Origin of the sequence: Glutamicibacter sp., from assembly GCF_050701915.1 — a bacterium.
In the GTDB taxonomy this organism is placed as follows: Bacteria; Actinomycetota; Actinomycetes; order Actinomycetales; family Micrococcaceae; genus Glutamicibacter.
Window position 1 is genome coordinate 1 of the sequence record NZ_JBOGEG010000033.1, and the last position, 17,716, is coordinate 17,716.

The window sequence follows — 17,716 nt, forward strand, 5'->3', positions numbered from 1 at the left end:
GGGCAGCGATGCAGATCGCTGCCCCCGGCGGATTCGCATTTCAAAGCGGGAATGCTGGGTTACTGGGTGTTCTTGGCCGGGTCCACGAACAAGCGCGGCGCCCCTTCCCAGAGGCTGCAGATCTCGTTGTGCGTCCGGCGCATGATGCTTTCCATGTTCTTCCGCGCGCCGGCGGAGTCCGAATTGGAGATGGCATCGGCGACCGACTGGTGCCAGAGCAAGGCTTCCTCGTGCGGGCGTTCAGGCATCAGGCCCAGTTCGGTGCGTCCGCGCAGGATCGCTCCGATCGGAGTGGAGAGGTTCGCGAACATCTCGTTGCCGGAAGCGGCCAGCACCACCGCGTGGAACCGGATATCCAGTTCCAGGAAACGCCGCAAATCGCCTTGCCGCCCGTAATGGTTCATCTGCGCCGAGAGCATCATCAGCTCTTTGCGCATCGCATCCGGGGCGAACTCGGCAGCCAATTCAGCGGCCATCGGCTCAACGGATATGCGCAGTTCGGTCAGCGAGCGCAGCTGTGCGCCCTTCTGGTCGCTGGCCAGCCGCCAGCGGATGACATGGTCGTCGTAGGGGTTCCAACGCTCCGCGCCCAGCACTCGAATGCCCACGCGCTTAGTGCTGCTGACTAGGCCGCATTGGGCCAGAACGCGGATGGCTTCACGGATCACCGAACGCGAGACCTGGAGCTTCTGCTCGAGATCGGCGGCGAGGATAATGGAGCCGCGCGGAATTTGCCCGCTGATAATGCGGGAGCCGAGGTGCTCAACCACATGAGCGTGCAGACTAGTTGCCATGGGGTCAGTTTAGCCAATGACTTGCGCCAAATCAGGCTATGGCGAGTCGATCCGCGAAATAAATATGCTTTAATTTATGCGATCCGCTGTAAAACACGGGCCTCGCCCTTGTAGGATGGAAAGGTCACGTGGCCGTGAACAGGGATCGTGACTAATCCGGTCTCTGCTTGGCGGTTCAACTCCCCGTAATCGATGGAGACTTATTTTTATGCCTGCACAGATTGGTGTCACAGGTCTGGCCGTCATGGGCGCAAACCTTGCCCGTAACTTCGCTCGCAACGGATACACCGTCGCCCTGCACAACCGCTCGGTCGGCAAGACCGACGCACTGCTTGAAGCACATGGCGATGAAGGCGATTTCATTCGCACCGAAAGCCTGGAAGAACTGGTAGCAAATCTCGAAACCCCACGCCGCGTGCTGATCATGGTCAAGGCCGGCGGTCCAGTGGACTCGGTTATTGACCAGCTGGTGCCGCTGCTCGAAGAGGGCGACGTTGTCATCGACGCCGGCAACTCGCACTACACGGACACCCGTCGCCGCGAAGCTGCCTTGGCTGAAAAGGGCCTGCACTTCGTGGGCATCGGCGTCTCCGGCGGTGAAGAGGGCGCGCTGCTCGGCCCATCGATCATGCCAGGCGGTTCCGCTGAATCCTACAAGTCGCTGGGCCCGATGCTGGAGAAGATCTCCGCAAAGGCTGACGACGGCGCACCTTGCTGCGCTTGGATCTCCACCGACGGCGCAGGCCACTTCGTGAAGATGGTCCACAACGGCATCGAATACGCCGACATGCAGGTCATCGGCGAAGCCTACGACCTGATGCGCAATGCCGCAGGCATCGAGCCAGCCAAGCAGGCGGAAATCTTCAACGAATGGAACCAGGGCGAACTGTCCAGCTTCCTGATCGAGATCACCGCTGAGGTACTGGGCCACGTTGACGCTTCCACCGGCAAGCCGCTGGTAGACGTCATCCAGGACTCCGCAGGGCAGAAGGGCACCGGACGCTGGACCGTGCAGTCCGGACTGGACATGGGCTCGCCTGTTTCGGCTATCGCCGAGTCGGTCTTCGCCCGCTCCCTGTCCTCGCAGCGCGATATCCGCGCCGTGGGCCAGCAGGTGCTGACCGGCGAAACCGCCGAGGTCGCCTTGCCGGAGAACTTCGTCGAGGACGTGCGCCAGGCGCTGTTCGCTTCGAAGCTCGTTTCCTACGCGCAGGGTATCGACATGCTCACTTCGGCTGCCGACGAATACAACTGGGACCTGAAGCTCGACGAGATCGCTGGCCTGTGGCGTGAAGGCTGCATCATCCGTGCGGCCCTGCTCAAGGACATCACCGCTGCCTACTCGGCAGGCGAAAAGCCTTCGAACCTGCTGTTCGCTCCGGCTTTCGCTGAAGCCATCAACAAGGCAGTTCCAGCTTGGCGCCGCGTGGTTTCCGTTGCTGTCCAGCTGGGCATTCCTGCACCAGTGTTCTCCTCGTCGCTGGCTTACTACGATGGCCTGCGCCGTGATCGGTTGCCAGCAGCCTTGACCCAGGGCCTGCGCGACTACTTCGGCGCGCACACCTACCGCCGCACCGACAAGGAAGGCACCTTCCACACGCAGTGGAGCGGTGACCGCACCGAGATTGCTGCCGAGGACACCCACTAATACCGGGTTTTCCTTAATGGCCTGCCGGAGCTCTTCGGAGTTCGGGCAGGCCATTTTTGCGCCCTGGAGAATTTGGACAAATTGTCCAATTTAAACATATAGTCTTATTGTGACTGAGAAACTAGATGCAATGCATCGCTGGGCACCGGTCTGCGAGGCCGTGTCGCGCCTGCTCTCGCCGCACGCGGAAGTCGTGCTGCATGACCCGGATACGGATACCATTCTGGCGATCTGGAATTCCTTCTCCGGCCGAGCCCCAGGAGATGACTCACTGCTCTCCGAGCTGGACGAAATGCAGGACGAGGGGACCAACGTTTTTGGCCCATACCCAAAATCCCTGGCCGATGGGCGGCAGCTCAGTAGCGTCAGCGCGGTGCTGCGCGATGGCAGCGGGCTGGCCGAGGTGGTGCTCTGCATCAACTTCGATCGCACGGTCTTCAACGACGCCTCCAGGCTCATCGCCGCATTTGCGGCGCCGGTTCAACAGCAACCTCGTGAACTTTTCGAGCATGACTGGATCGAGGGGATCCACCAATTCGTAGGTGACTATGTCCGCGAAACGGGAACATCGGTCGAACGCCTGAGCCGAGCCGAGCGGCGAACCCTGCTGGCGCGACTCGACGCCGCCGGCACCTTCGGCCGGCAGCGCTCGATTCCAGTGACCGCGCGGATCCTGAACATGTCAAGATCATCGGTGTACAACCTGCTCGCCGAAGTGCGGAAAGACGGGAAGGAGCGTGGCCATGCTTCCTGATTTCCGCCTCGAAACATACTTCTCGACTTGGGAATTCAGTGCCCGATACCATCTGGCCGCCTCCGACGCCCAAACCTTTTCGGTCACTGAACTGCTGGATCTGGCCGATGATGACTCTCGTGCGCGCTGGAATGAGCTGCAGCTGGGATACACCGAAACCTACGGACTGCCCGCTCTGAGGGAAGCGATCGCCAGTACCTATGAACACGTGGAACCCGCGGATATCATCTGCTTCTCGGGTGCGGAAGAGGGGTTGTATGTGGCCATGCAGGTGCTGTTGGGCGCAGGCGACCATGCAGTAGTCATCACGCCCAATTACCAGTCTGCGGAGACGATCCCGCTCTCACTGTGCGAAGTCAGCGGGGTAGCGCTCAACGCCGAGAACGGCTGGGCCCTGGATCTGGAATCTGTCCGCGCTGCGCTGCGGCCGAACACTCGCCTGATTTCGGTCAATTTTCCCAATAATCCAACAGGAGCCATCCCGGATCAACGGGTTTGGTCGCAATTGGTTGAGCTATGCGATGAACACGGAATCACGCTGTTCAGCGATGAGGTGTTCCGCGGGCTGGAGCTGGACCCGTCGGTGAGGCTGCCGCAGGCGGCAGATCTTTCATCGCAGGCGCTGTCGTTGAACGTCTTGTCGAAGTCTTATGGCCTGCCCGGCCTGCGCATAGGTTGGATCGCCTGCCGAGACCGCGAAATCCTGGCAAGACTCGAACGCGCCAAGCACTATACAACCATCTGCAACTCTGGCCCGAGCGAAATTCTGGGACTCATCGCGTTGCGTGCCGGCGAGAGCCTGCTTGACCGGAATCGGGGGATTTTCGCCGAAAATCTAGTGGCCTTTGACCATTTTTTCGCACAGCACCCCGAATCGTTCGAATTCCAGCATCCGCAAGGCGGCTGCATTGCATACCCTCGTTACCTGGGCAACGAAGGCGTGGAGCGGATGTGCGCAAAGCTCGTCGAAGAAGCCGGCGTATTGCTCTTGCCGGCCAGCATTTACCAATCTGAACTGACACCCACCCCCACCGACAGGTTCCGGCTGGGACTGGGGCGTAGCAATGTGCAACCTGCCCTGGAGGCCTGGAACTCGTGGTTGGAACGCAAGGCATGAATCCACCGATGATTTCCCTAGCCGAAATCAGGCAGGCGGCATCGGCAGAGCTCATCTTCACGGCTGTTCGTGAATCGCTGATCGCGCATGCCCAAGGATCCACCCAGGTGCCACCGCCCACGCACCTCTTATTTCCGAGGGCCAACGGCGATTGCCATGTCAAGGCCGGTCAGGTCGAGGGTTTGCCGTACTTTACGGTGAAGGTAGCCAGCGGCTTCTATGGCAATGCAGCTTTGGGATTGCCGACGAATAATGGCCTGCTCCTGGCGCTGAGCGCGCAAACCGGTGCGCTTGGTGCCGTGCTGGTCGACGAAGGCTGGATTACTGCGTGGCGTACGGCGGCAGCGGGAGCGCTCATCACCGATGCCATGGCTCAGGATGGGGTCAGTGAGATTGGCGTGCTGGGGACCGGGCTTCAAGCGAAACTGCAGGTCCAATGGCTGCATTGCCTGCGTCCGCTAAACCGCGTGCAAGTCTGGGGCCGCAACGATGATGCCGCCCAGCGACTAGCCGCAGAACTTCGGGAGGACGGAATCGAGGCCAGCGCCGGCAGCGTCGAAGATGCCGCGGGACAACCGTGCGTCATCACCGCGACGGCAGCTCGGAGCCCGTTGGCTCCTGTCGGCGCATTCCGCGAAGCTCGCCACATCACCGCCCTTGGAGCCGATATGCCCGGCAAACACGAATTGCCGCCCTCGCTCTTCGCCAAGGCTTCGGTTATCGCCACTGATGATCACGCCCAGTGTCTAGAACACGGGGATTTCGGTGCCGCGGTACGCGAGGGATATGCCGATGGCGACGCGGACCTTGCGGTCGGAAGCATCCTTCGCGATGGTGTGGGTCGCGATGATCCAGGCGGACAGGACCACGCATTGAGCATTGCCGATTTAACTGTTGTCGGCGCCACCGATACCGCCGTTGCAAACGCCATACTCAGCAAGCTGAACCTGGCCGGTTGATGGCTCGGATTCACATCCGCATCAGTCCAGCCTGTGTTTCCGCAGACCGTTGAGGGCTGCTGGGCTTGGCAAATAGCATCGTTCCCGCGCAAGGTGGAACGCGCTCACAGAGTCAACGGATCACCCCTAGGGTGTGCCGGTGCCATAGCCGCATGAACTGGCGGCGCTGACTCGGCCGCAGCGTCAGAGCACGGTGAGACGTAGCGCCGCTGCCTTTGGGCGAATGCTTACCAAGGCCAAAGGGGCGATCACAAGACGGCAACTAACCTCGGCCAATAGATCTTGAGGCTGAGCCGATAGGGCGGATCGAGCCCACTGGATGCCGGAACAATGGGTCCCGCGCAGCTGTTTGCGATGGGCCCCGACAACTGGCGCCAACAGTATGCCGGTACCGATGGGTGCGCGTGGAGACTCCGATGATCAAGCAACCGCCGGGATTCGGCACGGATTCGGGGGCACTTGGAGTTAGTTGCGCGCTGGCGGCAAGAACTTGCGCGCCAGGGCACCCGGATGCGTATCGCGTACGGGTTCACTTTCGTGGAAGCGAAAGTTGTTGGCAATGGAAAGCGAAGTGCTCGCTGGGGTAGGCGTAGACCTGGGCCAAACTCATTTGCTCGTGGAAAAACGGATCCCACCGGCTAGGGAAGTCAGCGCAGCGCTGCAAGGCCGCCGTTTGCTCTGTTCCAAGCCTGGACAGGAGCGCTGCTTGGGTCCGCTCCAGCCTTCTCTGCACGCGACGATGGTTGAATACGGTGGCCGCGGCACAGGAACCGAGGTAATTGACCAGATGGAAAAGCGGCGTGCCGAAATTCAGCAATTTGCAGAATGCGGAGCTAATCCAGGGCGGGCACTTGATCAGCAGGTGCACCAGCGGGATAAGTGCCCGGACCACCATATAGCCGAAGACCATGTGGAAGAGGAGCTGCTCATTGGTCCAACGGGTGCCTTCGCTGCGATTCTTCAGCGCATTGAAATCCGCAGCAGACAGGTAGCCGCCCAGGGCAGTGGCGTCGTGCCGGTAGCTGGCGGCAATTTGTTCACGAACCTGGTCCATCAGTAATCACTCCGCATGAGGGTCCTCAGAGCCTGTTTGTGCCGGGGTTCCATCGTAAATCGTGGATTCGCAGATGGGTAGAGCCTAAGCGGCTAATCGTCCAGCAGGTTTTCGGCACACTGCAATAAGCGAACAGCTTCGCTGGGGGAGATGCGCACGATGGTGAATGCTGCCACCACCAGCCCGGTGATCGTGCCGGTGAGCAGGGAGTGGCGTTCGGCCGGAAGGTCCGGACGAATGGCTTGCAAGCCACGGCCCACAGCTCCATCAAGTTCTTCCCGGTAGGCGGAAATGATGGCTGCGATTTCGTTTTCTGCGGCAATCGGTGCGCTCGCGGTGTTGATCAGCAGGCAGCCATGGGCTGCTGGCAGGGACTCGGGCTTCGCGAAAACGGCAGCAAGCCCACGCAGATAGTCTCCCAGTGCCTGGGCAGGTACCGGATCCTGGAGCAGCGGACGCAATCGCGGGCGGACAATCTCATTGAGGTAGCTGTCCACCGCTGCATCGAATAGGCCACGCTTGGAGCCGAAGGAGTTATAGATGCTTGACCGGCTCAGGCCGGTAGCGTTTTCAAGTTCGGGAATAGACGTGGCCTCGAAGCCCTTGGACCAGAAAACCGAGCGGGCGCTCTGGATGACCAATTCCTTATCGAATGCAGATGTCCGCGCCATCACACCCACCTCCTCTTTTCGTAACGACCATTCCAGTATATATTGAAATGGTCGTTACAGAATAGTTGTTTCCCCAACACCAAGGACAGGCCATGATCATCGCCGCACAGGTCTTCGCAACCGTCGCTGCCCTGCTTCACATCTATATCTTCTCGATGGAGTCCCTGACTTGGACCACCGGGAAAACCCGAGCCGTGTTCAAGACCAGCGAAGCCGAGGCAGAAGCAACGCGGGAAATGGCCTTCAACCAGGGGTTCTACAACCTCTTCTTGGCAATTGCCGCTATTGCAGGTGTCATCGCCTTGGGCATTGGCCACCTGGCGGTGGGAGCCACCTTGGTCTTCGCTGGAACAGGCTCCATGCTTGCCGCCGCGTTGGTGCTGGCATTGGGCAGCCCGAGCAAAGCCAAGCTGGCCGTGAAGCAAGGGCTTTTCCCGTTGCTGTCGGTTGCGCTGCTGGTCTTCGGCCTGGCGCTGGGCAACTAGGAAGACACCGAGAGTTCCAAACATCACCGAGAATCGAAAGAACTGGTAACCATGACTGAAGCAACCAGCACGCAGATCCTGCTCGCCTCCCGCCCATCCGGTTGGCCAACGCAGGAGAACTTCACCGTCCAGACCATCGAGCTGCCGGAGCTGAAGGCCGGTGAAATCCGGGTGCGCAATGAGTTCATTTCCGTGGATCCGTACATGCGAGGCCGCATGAATGACACCCGTTCCTACATCCCGCCATTCCAGATTGGCGAGCAGATCCTCGGCGGCGCAATTGGTCGAGTCATCGAGACCGCAGACGAAGCGTTCCCGGCAGGCACCTTGGTCCAGCATCAGCTGGGCTGGTCGGACACCGTGCAAGCTGATTCGGCCAGCTTCAACCCGGCACCCGATCTTCCGGGGGTATCTTCATCCCTTCGCCTGCACATCTTGGGCATGACCGGTTTGACCGCCTACGTAGGCCTGAGCGCCGTCGCCAATCTTGCCGAGGGCGAGACCGTCTTCGTCTCCGGCGCTGCAGGTGCGGTGGGCACTGCTGCCGGTCAGATCGCCAAGCTCATGGGTGCCAAGCGCGTCATCGGCTCGGCTGGCAGCGCTGAGAAAGTTGACCTGCTGACCAGCAAGTACGGCTACGATGCCGCCTTCAACTACAAGGATGGCGATGTCCGCGGGCAGCTGGCTGCCGCAGCTCCAGAGGGCATCGATGTCTTCTTCGACAACGTGGGCGGGGATCACCTCGAAGCCGCGCTGGCAGCGTTCAATGATGGCGGGCGTGCTGCCCTGTGCGGCGCTATCGCCAGCTACAACACCACCGAGTCGACTCCGGGCCCGCGGAACATGGCCAATCTGATCACCCGCGGCCTGAAACTGCAGGGATTCACCCTCTCCAGCTACCTTGATCTCGCCCCGGAGTTCGGCGAGCGCATGGGCAAGTGGTTCTCCGAAGGCAAGATCGCCTACGACGAGACCATCGTTGACGGCATTGAGAATACCGTGGACGCCTTCCTCGGAATGATGCGCGGCGCGAACACCGGCAAGATGCTGGTGCGCATCTAGTTCCACCAACCCAAGGATTGCTCCGGTCCGAACCCCGATTCCGGGGCTAGGATCGGAGCATGAACGGATATGGCGGTGGCTGGGGCTCGGGGCTAGGAATCCTGCTCGCGCTCGCCCCACTTTTGACGGTAATAATCGCGGCCGTAGGTGTTGTCCTGGCATTGCGGACACTGCGGCTGCGCTCGAAGCTGGATACCGCGGACCAATGGTGGCTACGCGTCCAATACGCCATTGACCGGTGCTTGGCCCAGGACATCACCGAGCAGAACGTTGGTACCTCGATGCTCGACCACCTCCAAGGCCAAGGCGAGCTGCCCGAAGGCCTGGACGAGGCGCAGCGCAGATCCTGGCAACATGCCCACAAGGACCGGTGGACGGTGCAGCCAGAGGATTTGGCCTTGATCCGTGATGTGGTCAAGGAGCTGGCCCTGGACAAATTGCGCACACTCAGCTCCATGGGGATTCGAACGAACCCCGATCCCGGTCCGGAATATGACACGTTGCTTCGCCAGGCGCAGCTGGTGCTGAAGATCGACGCGAAGCTGGGCAGGGAAAGCGACCCGGAAATCGTCAAGATCCTCTCCGCTGGCTAGCTACCGCAGCATTCTTGCGTCGGTAATCTTCGGAGCAGTCGGATCATCCTCGGTGACACCGTCGAAGGCGAAGCCGTTGCGTTCGTAGAATCTGATGGCACGCGGATTCTGGGCCGCCACCCAGAGCATGGCCGGCTCATCGCCAAGGACTGCATCTAGCAGCGCCTGCCCTGTTCCGTCGCCATGGAAGTCCTCCAGCAGATACAAGTTGTATAGCTGCCGGGAGACATCTTCGCGCATTCCATCGGTATTCCCGGTAGGGGGTGCGGAGAAGGCGAAGCCGACAAGCTTCCCGTCCTCGCTTTCCGCCACTGAAATCCTGAACAGCGGATTAGGGTCATTCAGGACCCTGGCCCACATGCCTAGCCGCTGCTCCTCGTGCGCAAGGTCGAAGAAGCCATCTGGCAGCAGACCCGTGTAGGTTTCCTTCCAGCAATCGACATGCAGCTTGGCAAGCTCCTGCGCATCGGCAGGCAGCGGTTTTCTGAGCTTTCGAGCCACATCTATCCCTTGATGTATTCGGCTAGATGAACTCCGGTCAGCGTGCCGGAGGCGGCAAGATCCGGCGGGGTACCTTCAAAGACTATGCTTCCACCCTCGTGTCCTGCCCCTGGGCCCAGATCAATGACCCAGTCGCAGTGTGCAACCACCGCCAGGTGATGCTCGATGATGATGACGGTATTGCCTTCATCGACCATCTCGTCGAGCAGGCGCAGCAGGTTCTGCACATCAGCCATGTGCAATCCGGTTGTTGGTTCATCCAGGATGTAGGTACCAGCGCCCTGGCCCAAATTGATTGCCAACTTGATTCGCTGCCGTTCACCGCCAGAAAGCGTGTTAAGGCGCTGGCCCAGTTTCAGGTATCCCAGTCCCACCTGATTCAGCCGTTCAAGCATGGCCTTCGCCTTGGGCACTTTGAGCTGCGCCAGTGCGTCTTCCATGCTCAAGTCCAGGACCTCGGCAATGTTCAAGCCATCCAAGGTGTAATCCAGCACTTCAGCGGTATACCGCTTGCCTCCGCACTGTTCACAAGGCAAAGCAACCCCGGCCATGGAAGCCAAATCCGTATAGGTGAATCCAACACCGCTGCACCCCGGGCACGCTCCGGCAGAATTGGCGCTGAACAGGCCAGGCTTCACCCCGTTGGCTTTCGCAAAGGCCGCACGGATCGGATCCATGATCCCGGTATAGGTGGCCGGGTTCGAACGCCGTGATCCGCGGATGGCGGTTTGGTCCACCACCGCAACGTCGTCACGTTTGGCGATCGTCGAATGGATCAATGTGGATTTACCGGAACCGGCGACACCGGTGATCGCGCACATCACGCCGGTAGGAATATCCACGGAAACGTTCTTCAGGTTGTGCAAGGAAGCGCCACGTACTTCCATTGCCCCATCTGCCTCGCGCGGGTTCGAATTGAGCGACGCGCGCGTCGTGAAATGCTTTCCGGTCAGGGTATCGCTGGCGAGCAGGCCATCGACTGGACCGCTGTAGCAAATGGTGCCGCCGTGGGTACCAGCACCCGGGCCCAAATCGATCACGTGGTCCGCGATTCCAATGACCTCAGGCTTATGCTCCACCACCAGCACGGTATTGCCCTTGTTGCGCAAATCAGCCAGCAACCCGTTCATCCGCTGGATGTCATGGGGATGCAACCCAACGGTGGGCTCGTCGAAAACATACGTGACATCACAGAGCGCTGATCCAAGATGCCGGATCATCTTCACGCGCTGGGCTTCGCCACCGGAAAGGGTCCCGGCCGGACGGTCCAGCGAAAGATATCCCAACCCCAAATCCACCATGGATTTGAGCACGGCCTTCAAATTAGTGATCAGCGGCGCGGCATCCGGGATCTGGATCTTTTCCAGCATTTCGAGCAGCTCGGAAACCTGCAGTGCGGTCATGTCCGCGATTCCCAAGGAATTGATCTTCGAAGCGCGAGCCGCCTGCCCAAGCCGCGATCCGGCGCAGGCAGAGCACGGTGCGGTCGTGGAGATACGTTCGATCCAGGCACGAATATGGGCTTGCTTGATCTCCCTGCCCGAATGGATGTAACTGGACTTGATGCGCGTGACCAAACCCGAGTAGCTCATGTTGGCACCGTTGAGCTTGACCTTGCCAGCTTCTTCATAGAGCAGGCGGTCCAGCATGGCCCTGGGCATGCCACTGAGCTTCACGTCCAGATCCGGCTCCGTGCCGGCGGTCAGTGTCTGCCACAGCCAAGAACCAGGGGCGAAGTTTGGCGCCTTGATGGCTCCCTCGTTCAGCGTCTTGTCCCAGTCCAGCAGCTCGTCAAGGTCGATGCTCGCCTCGGTGCCGAAACCCTCGCACACCGGGCACGCGCCCTGGCCAAGATTAAACGAGTACGCGCCAGCGCCGCCGGCACTCGGAGTGGAATAACGAGAATACAGAACGCGCAGGAGCGAATAGGCATCGGTAGCCGTGCCCACGGTAGAACGCGAATTCGCGCCCATGCGTTCCTGGTCGACCACGATGGCGGTAGAAAGGTTTTCCAGCACCTCGACATCGGGTCGGGGCATCGAGGGCATGAAACTCTGAATGAAAGTCGTATAAGTTTCATTGATTAGCCGCTGGGACTCAGCAGCAATCGTGCCAAACACCAAGGACGACTTCCCTGAACCGGAAACACCCGTAAAAGCTGTGATGCGCCGCTTTGGAATATCGACGTCAACACCTCGCAAATTATTTTCCCGGGCTTGGCGTACTCGAATCGTGTCATGGCTATCGGCCGGATGCTGGATCATGTCCCAAGCCTACTGAGAAACGCGCCAGCCAACACCTCCAGCACGGGGACGAACTTGCAATTGCTGCCGATTCCAGTGGAGGATCAAACCAATAGGGGAGCAGCGACTCCCATGCGAGAGCGGAGAAAGCCATGCCTGACGGACCTAGGAAACTACTCAAGCTCGGCTCGGTGGCGGCACTGGCCGGCTGCCTCGCGCTCGCCGGTTGCGGCAGCACCACAGGTGGCACCGCAAGCCAGGAACCATCAAGTCCTGAAGCCAGCCCGACGCGGTCCGCATCGCCAACGGCATCCTCTTCTGAGGCTGCAAGGGAGTCGGAGCAATCCGAAACTATCGGGGGCCAAGAGCTGGGCAAGCTCCCATCGAGCGCTACCGAGTATGCAGATGCCCTGGTCGTCGCTTGGGGCAATGGAAATGAAGCCCAGATGAAGCAGCTGGCCACCGTTCAGGTGGTCGCCTTCCTCACTGAGCATTCGGCGGCGGGCGGACCGAACTGGTCGCAAACGGGCAGCGATGCCGGAGCCGGTTCGGTCTTCGTGAGCTATGAAAATGCCGATGATGGATCCGTGCTCAACCTCCGCGTGCAAAGCCAGGTGGTTGGCCAGGGCCACGAACAAGGCGTGGTCGAAGCGAACTTCGAATAATCAATGGATCCAAGCCGGGGCGGGACTGCTTAATGGGGCAGATCCGCCCTGGTTCCGTTAAATCGACGAATATTCAACTCCCGAACCCCTGATGCACCAGGGGTCGAACCTGAGTGAGCGTGCTGCGATTTACGATAGAGAATATTCGGCCAAAGGGCGTATTCTCGTAACACTTAATTCATTCACAGGATTTCGGTGTAACAAAAATTACGTCTATCATGATTGAGGCGTGCGCCACGACACATCTGTGGCCCGTCCAACAGTGCGCTCCGATCCCGAACCGTTTAAAGGACATTCATGAAGCTGCTGAAATCTATCCCATTGCTTGGCTGGGTGCTCGTTGCCATCGTGCTGGGTATTCTGCTTGGCCCGATTATGCCGGTCTGGTTGGGAAGCGTATTCCTGACCTACAACTCGATCTTCTCCGGATTCCTTGGCTTCATCGTGCCTTTGATCATCTTCGGTTTGGTGGCACCCGCTATCGCTGAGCTCGGCAAGGGCGCCGGCAAGTGGTTGGGCATCACCGCGGCCATCGCCTACACCTCCACCCTGTGCGCGGGATTGCTCGCTTACTTCGTGAGCCGTTGGCTATTCACCAAGTCGCTTTCCGGTGGCGGCGTTGAAGAAGTTGGCGCAGGCGAAGGATCCGGTTTCGAACCGTATATTTCCCTGGTCGGCAGTGCGGGCGAATCGGCAACCGAAATCGTGCTGACTCCGCTGATGGGCGTCATGACTGCACTGGTACTGGCATTCATGCTGGGCCTGGGCCTGACTGCCTTCCGTTCCACCGTGATCTTCCGTGGAGCAGTGGAGTTCCGCAGCATTATCGAAATGGTTATCCGCCGTGTGATTGTTCCAGCCTTGCCGCTGTTCATCTTCGGCATCTTCCTGGATCTGTCTGCTGCCGGGGACGCCGTAACCGTGGTGCAGAAGTTCCTCTTCGTCGCCGTGGTTTCCTTCGCGCTGACCCTGGTTGTCCTGCTGGTGCAGTACTCCATCGCTGGAGCGATGAACAAGCGCAACCCACTGGCCGCGCTGTGGGGCATGCGCAATGCCTACTTCACTGCATTGGGTACTTCCTCTTCGGCCGCAACCATTCCGGTGACGCTGGAATCCGCCAAGAAGAATGGTGTTTCCGACACGGTAGCCGGATTCGTCGTCCCGCTGTGCGCCACCATCCACCTTTCGGGCTCGATGGTCAAGATCACCTGCTTCTCCATCGCCGTGCTCCTGCTGACCGGTGGCGACGTTTCCTTCGGCACCTACTTCCCATTCATCCTGATGCTCGGCATCATGATGATTGCAGCTCCAGGCGTGCCTGGTGGCGCTATCGCCGCCGCTGCTGGCCTGCTCGCCCAGATGCTGGGCTTCGGGGAGGTCGAGGTCGGCCTGATGTTCGCCGCCTACATCGCACTGGATAGCTTCGGCACCGCAACCAACGTGACCGGTGACGGCGCGCTGGCCATGATCATGCACAAGCTGACCCGAGGCAAGCTCGGCGCCCAGCCCCAGGATCCTGAGGCTGAAATTGTTGAACTGGCAGATGGCACCGAATCAGGTGACCACAAGCTGGCCTAGGCGGCTTCCTGCACTCGCAAAGGCGTCGATGCCCGGTACCAGACTCGCAATGGTACTGGGCATCGATGTTCTGCTTTGCCGGCAAGGATCCGGGCCAAAGCAAAAACCCGCCCAGCATATGAACCTTGACTGGTTCGTATGCTGGGCGGGTTTGCTCTACCGCAGCGGCGGGAAAAGAACTAGATCCACATGGCCGGGTCGATGTACTCGGCGGGGTCCACTGCAGGCTTATGCTCTTCAGGCCTGCGTGGACGGTTCTGAGCAGGGATTCCGGTGACTATCGAGCCTTCGGGAGCATCCTTGACGACCACGGCGTTCGCGCCGATGGCGGAATCGGCGCCGATCACAATGGGGCCGAGCACCTTGGCTCCGGCGCCAATGACCACGCGATCACCGATGGTCGGGTGGCGCTTGACCTTGGCCAGCGAACGGCCGCCGAGGGTCACCCCGTGGTACAGCATGACGTCATCGCCGATTTCGGCAGTCTCGCCAATGACGATGCCCATGCCATGGTCGATGAAGAACCGACGGCCAATGGTCGCACCGGGATGGATCTCGATGCCGGTCAGGGCTCGGTTTGCCTGGGACAGCAGACGCGCTGGCCACTTCAACGAGGGGTTCTGCCACATCTTGTGGGCCAATCGGTGCATCCAGATCGCGTGCAATCCGGAATACACGAAGAAGTTTTCGGGATCGCTTCGCGCTGCCGGATCGTGCTGGCGTGCGTTGGCCAAATCCTCACGCAGGCGGGAGAAAAAACTCATGAATACTACCTTAGTGGTTGCGGTTCGCTCGGGGACAATCCGCAGATGTCACACAGCAAATCGGCGCGAGCTGCACCGATACAGGTCTCTCTATAGACCCAACGGTGGCTCACGCCGATTTATTCTGCTTCTGCAAATTTACTTAGCCACGAATGTCATCGAAGAGCAGGGTGGAGATGTAGCGCTCACCGAAGTCGGGGATGATCGCAACGATCTGCTTGCCAGCGTTCTCTTCACGCGCAGCGATCTGTACCGCGCCCCAAACAGCAGCGCCTGCGGAGATGCCGCCGAGGATGCCTTCCTTGACACCCAGCGCGCGAGCGGTCGATACCGAATCCTCGATGCTGGCATCCAGGACTTCGTCGTACAGCTCGGTATCGAGCACCTCGGGGATGAAGTTCGCGCCCAATCCCTGGATCTTGTGCGGGCCCGGCTTGCCGCCATTGAGGATCGGGGAATCCTTGGGCTCAACCGCCACGATCTTCAGGTTCGGATTCTTTTCCTTCAGGTAGCGGCCTGCACCGGTGATGGTGCCACCGGTACCGATGCCGGCAACCAGGACATCGACCTTGCCCTCGGTATCTGCCCAGATCTCCGGACCGGTCGTGTCTGCGTGGACCTGCGGGTTCGCGGTGTTCGCGAACTGCTGTGCCCAGATGGCATTTTCGGAGGTCGCAACGATTTCCTTGGCCTTCTCCACAGCACCGCGCATGCCGTCGGCACCCGGGGTCAGCACGATCTCTGCACCGAAAGCGCGCAGCATCACACGGCGTTCGGTGGACATGGTTTCAGGCATGGTCAAGATGACCTTGTAGCCGCGAGCTGCGCCTACCATGGCCAGTGCGATACCGGTGTTGCCGGAAGTGCCCTCGACGATGGTGCCACCTGGCTTCAGCGCGCCCGACGCCTCGGCCGCATCAACGATTGCTACACCGATGCGGTCCTTGACGGAGTTAGCCGGGTTGTAGAATTCCAGCTTCACTGTGATGTTCCCTGGCAGGCCCTCGCCGACGCGGTTCAGCTTCACCAGTGGGGTGTTGCCGACGACTTCGGTGACGTTGTTGTAGATCTTGCCCATCTTGTATGCAATCCTTACGTGACTCTATGCAGCCGCAGTTAGTTGCGGCGAAATAATTGCCGGAATCTGGCGTATCCGCCGGACACCTCTGAGGTTCACAACTAACCCTAATAGGCCAAAAGCGCGACTAGGCTTCGTTTAGCCATTGAGCGTAATATTTCCTGACTTTTGCGAGCTTTGGATCGATAATCACCCGGCAATATCCGACTTCTTGGTTTTCGGAGTAATAATCCTGATGAATTTGCTCGGCAGGGTAGAAATCTTTCGACTCTTCCAGCGTGGTGACGATCGGATTGGGGTATACGCGCGAGAACTTGTCGATGGCGTCCTGGAAGAGGCCGCGCTGCTGTTCATCGAGTGGGAACATCGCCGAGCGGTACTGCGTACCCACGTCGTAGCCCTGGCGGTTAAGCGTGGTCGGGTCATGCACGGTAAAGAACATATCCAAGATGACTTCGGCCGGAACTACCAGGGGATCAAAGATCACAGCGACGCCTTCGGCATGCCCGGTGGTGCCGCTGCAGACTTCGCGGTAATTCGGATCCTTGGTGAATCCGCCGATATATCCCGAAATCACGGCGTGGACGCCGCGCGTTCGCTGATACACGGCATCCAAGCACCAGAAGCAACCGCCGGCTAGTACGAAGGTGCTCAGCTTGGTGTCCTGTACGTCCAGGAACGGGCTGAATTGATGAGGTGACTGAAGGCTGAGAATACTCACACAGTTCACAACGTTGCGGCGTTGCATTCTGTTCCATCCTCATATGCACCGCGTAGGGTGGTTGGTATGCAGAGCAAGGCAGATAACTCGCAAGACCTGGGGAAGAGCAATGATTCCCTGGATGCCTCGACGCTCAAGCCCGTTACCGAAGAAAAGCCAGAGCAACCGGTGGAAGACCCATCGGTTCCGCAGACTACCTTGGGTAACGTCCTTGAAGCAGCTGAGGAACTTTGGCCAAAGTCATTGGCCGAAGATTGGGATGCCGTCGGCCTGGTGACCGGGCGTACCAGCCAGAAGATTTCCAAGATCGTGATGGCTGTTGATCCAACGCTGGAGGTGATTGAGGATGCAATCGAGCGTGGGGCCGATCTGCTGATCACTCACCACCCGTTGCTCCTGCGCGGAGTCACCCAAGTTGCCGGCACCAATTTCAAGGGTGAAGCCATTCACCGCTTGATCGAATCCGGTACCGCGTTGCTTACCGCGCACACCAATGCCGACAACGCCATCGGGGGAGTCAACGACGCCCTCGCCGATGCCTTCGGGCTGAAGGACTGCGTGCCGTTGATCGAGTCCAAGGATGGACTGCCAGAAGAAGGCTTGGGTCGGGTGGGCTTTGTGGAGAAGCCGATGAAGCTCGAAGATTTCGCTGAACGCGTTTACACCGTGCTGCCAGCGGTTGCTGGTGGCGTGCGTGTTGCCGGAGACCGTACAGGAATCATCCGGAAGGTCGCCCTATGCGGCGGTGCCGGCGATTCCCTGTTCGACGCGGTGCGTTCACACCAGGCCGACGTCTACGTGACCGCTGACCTGCGCCATCACCCGGCAAGCGAAGCACGCGAAGCGGCAAACGGCGGTTTCCCATACCTGATCGATGTTTCGCACTTCGCCTCGGAATGGGTCTGGCTCTCGGCAGGCGTCCGCGCCTTGGGCAACGTGCTCAACGATCTTGGCCACACCGTGGAGATCGAGGTTTCCCAGGTGAATTCCGATCCTTGGGACTTCGTTCTGACTCCTTAGTCAGGCAGT

The 17,716-nt window shown here is 59.8% G+C and carries 18 protein-coding genes; 10 read left to right on the forward strand and 8 right to left on the reverse strand.

Annotated elements, in window-relative coordinates:
- Positions 1-59: 59 nt before the first annotated feature.
- On the reverse strand, positions 60-794 hold the full coding sequence (locus tag ACRDT3_RS15485) for a FadR/GntR family transcriptional regulator (RefSeq protein WP_431493830.1): 735 nt from the start codon (positions 792-794) through the stop codon (positions 60-62).
- A 208-nt stretch (positions 795-1,002) separates the two neighbouring features.
- Here ACRDT3_RS15485 and gndA point away from each other — a divergent pair, with 208 nt between their 5' ends.
- The 4 genes from gndA (at position 1,003) to ACRDT3_RS15505 (ending at position 5,272) form a co-directional block, all read left to right on the forward strand.
- Positions 1,003-2,442: an NADP-dependent phosphogluconate dehydrogenase gene (gene gndA / locus ACRDT3_RS15490; protein ID WP_431493831.1), complete on the forward strand. Its 1,440-nt coding sequence runs from the start codon at positions 1,003-1,005 to the stop codon at positions 2,440-2,442.
- A 109-nt stretch (positions 2,443-2,551) separates the two neighbouring features.
- Entirely contained in the window at positions 2,552-3,196 is a 645-nt protein-coding gene (locus ACRDT3_RS15495; protein ID WP_431493832.1) for a helix-turn-helix transcriptional regulator, read from the forward strand.
- Positions 3,186-4,313 carry an aminotransferase class I/II-fold pyridoxal phosphate-dependent enzyme gene (locus ACRDT3_RS15500; RefSeq protein WP_431493833.1) on the forward strand — a complete coding sequence of 376 codons (1,128 nt, stop codon included), beginning with the start codon at positions 3,186-3,188 and terminating at the stop codon, positions 4,311-4,313. Before ACRDT3_RS15495 ends, ACRDT3_RS15500 begins: the two co-directional genes overlap by 11 nt.
- A gap of 8 nt (positions 4,314-4,321) precedes the next feature.
- Positions 4,322-5,272 carry an ornithine cyclodeaminase family protein gene (locus ACRDT3_RS15505; RefSeq protein ID WP_431493834.1) on the forward strand — a complete coding sequence of 317 codons (951 nt, stop codon included), beginning with the start codon at positions 4,322-4,324 and terminating at the stop codon, positions 5,270-5,272.
- A 529-nt stretch (positions 5,273-5,801) separates the two neighbouring features.
- Here the strand turns inward: ACRDT3_RS15505 and ACRDT3_RS15510 are convergent.
- Positions 5,802-6,326, reverse strand: a complete 525-nt coding sequence (locus tag ACRDT3_RS15510) for a DinB family protein (protein ID WP_431493835.1) — start codon at positions 6,324-6,326, stop codon at positions 5,802-5,804.
- 92 nt (positions 6,327-6,418) lie between these two features.
- Positions 6,419-6,997 carry a TetR/AcrR family transcriptional regulator gene (locus ACRDT3_RS15515; RefSeq protein WP_431493836.1) on the reverse strand — a complete coding sequence of 193 codons (579 nt, stop codon included), beginning with the start codon at positions 6,995-6,997 and terminating at the stop codon, positions 6,419-6,421.
- A 92-nt stretch (positions 6,998-7,089) separates the two neighbouring features.
- On the opposite strand from ACRDT3_RS15515, the gene ACRDT3_RS15520 reads away from it, so the two are divergent.
- The 3 genes from ACRDT3_RS15520 to ACRDT3_RS15530 are packed head-to-tail and all read left to right on the forward strand — an operon-like array spanning position 7,090 to position 9,137.
- Positions 7,090-7,482, forward strand: coding sequence for a DUF1304 domain-containing protein (locus ACRDT3_RS15520; RefSeq protein ID WP_431493837.1), 393 nt, complete (start codon positions 7,090-7,092; stop codon positions 7,480-7,482).
- 51 nt (positions 7,483-7,533) lie between these two features.
- A complete protein-coding gene (locus ACRDT3_RS15525; RefSeq protein ID WP_431493838.1) occupies positions 7,534-8,544 on the forward strand; it encodes an NADP-dependent oxidoreductase in 1,011 nt (336 codons plus the stop codon).
- 59 nt (positions 8,545-8,603) lie between these two features.
- Positions 8,604-9,137: a hypothetical protein gene (locus ACRDT3_RS15530; RefSeq protein ID WP_431493839.1), complete on the forward strand. Its 534-nt coding sequence runs from the start codon at positions 8,604-8,606 to the stop codon at positions 9,135-9,137.
- Here the strand turns inward: ACRDT3_RS15530 and ACRDT3_RS15535 are convergent, their stop codons facing one another.
- Positions 9,138-9,638 carry an N-acetyltransferase family protein gene (locus ACRDT3_RS15535; RefSeq protein ID WP_431493840.1) on the reverse strand — a complete coding sequence of 167 codons (501 nt, stop codon included), beginning with the start codon at positions 9,636-9,638 and terminating at the stop codon, positions 9,138-9,140. It lies immediately after the preceding gene.
- 2 nt (positions 9,639-9,640) lie between these two features.
- A complete protein-coding gene (locus ACRDT3_RS15540; RefSeq protein ID WP_431493841.1) occupies positions 9,641-11,902 on the reverse strand; it encodes an ATP-binding cassette domain-containing protein in 2,262 nt (753 codons plus the stop codon).
- 131 nt (positions 11,903-12,033) lie between these two features.
- Here ACRDT3_RS15540 and ACRDT3_RS15545 point away from each other — a divergent pair, with 131 nt between their 5' ends.
- Both ACRDT3_RS15545 and ACRDT3_RS15550 read left to right on the forward strand, forming a co-directional pair.
- The gene (locus ACRDT3_RS15545) at positions 12,034-12,546 is read left to right on the forward strand and encodes a hypothetical protein (RefSeq protein WP_431493842.1); all 513 of its coding nucleotides are present in this window, start codon (positions 12,034-12,036) and stop codon (positions 12,544-12,546) included.
- 297 nt (positions 12,547-12,843) lie between these two features.
- On the forward strand, positions 12,844-14,124 hold the full coding sequence (locus ACRDT3_RS15550; RefSeq protein ID WP_431493843.1) for a dicarboxylate/amino acid:cation symporter: 1,281 nt from the start codon (positions 12,844-12,846) through the stop codon (positions 14,122-14,124).
- A 179-nt stretch (positions 14,125-14,303) separates the two neighbouring features.
- On the opposite strand, the gene epsC is transcribed toward ACRDT3_RS15550, so the two are convergent.
- The 3 genes from epsC to msrA form a co-directional block, all read right to left on the reverse strand.
- Positions 14,304-14,888, reverse strand: a complete 585-nt coding sequence (gene epsC / locus ACRDT3_RS15555; protein WP_431493844.1) for a serine O-acetyltransferase EpsC — start codon at positions 14,886-14,888, stop codon at positions 14,304-14,306.
- A 142-nt stretch (positions 14,889-15,030) separates the two neighbouring features.
- Positions 15,031-15,966: a cysteine synthase A gene (cysK, locus tag ACRDT3_RS15560; protein ID WP_431493845.1), complete on the reverse strand. Its 936-nt coding sequence runs from the start codon at positions 15,964-15,966 to the stop codon at positions 15,031-15,033.
- A gap of 127 nt (positions 15,967-16,093) precedes the next feature.
- The gene (msrA, locus tag ACRDT3_RS15565) at positions 16,094-16,621 is read right to left on the reverse strand and encodes a peptide-methionine (S)-S-oxide reductase MsrA (RefSeq protein WP_431493865.1); all 528 of its coding nucleotides are present in this window, start codon (positions 16,619-16,621) and stop codon (positions 16,094-16,096) included.
- Between the two features lie 132 nt (positions 16,622-16,753).
- On the opposite strand from msrA, the gene ACRDT3_RS15570 reads away from it, so the two are divergent.
- Positions 16,754-17,707: a Nif3-like dinuclear metal center hexameric protein gene (locus ACRDT3_RS15570; protein WP_431493846.1), complete on the forward strand. Its 954-nt coding sequence runs from the start codon at positions 16,754-16,756 to the stop codon at positions 17,705-17,707.
- Positions 17,708-17,716: the final 9 nt, after the last annotated feature.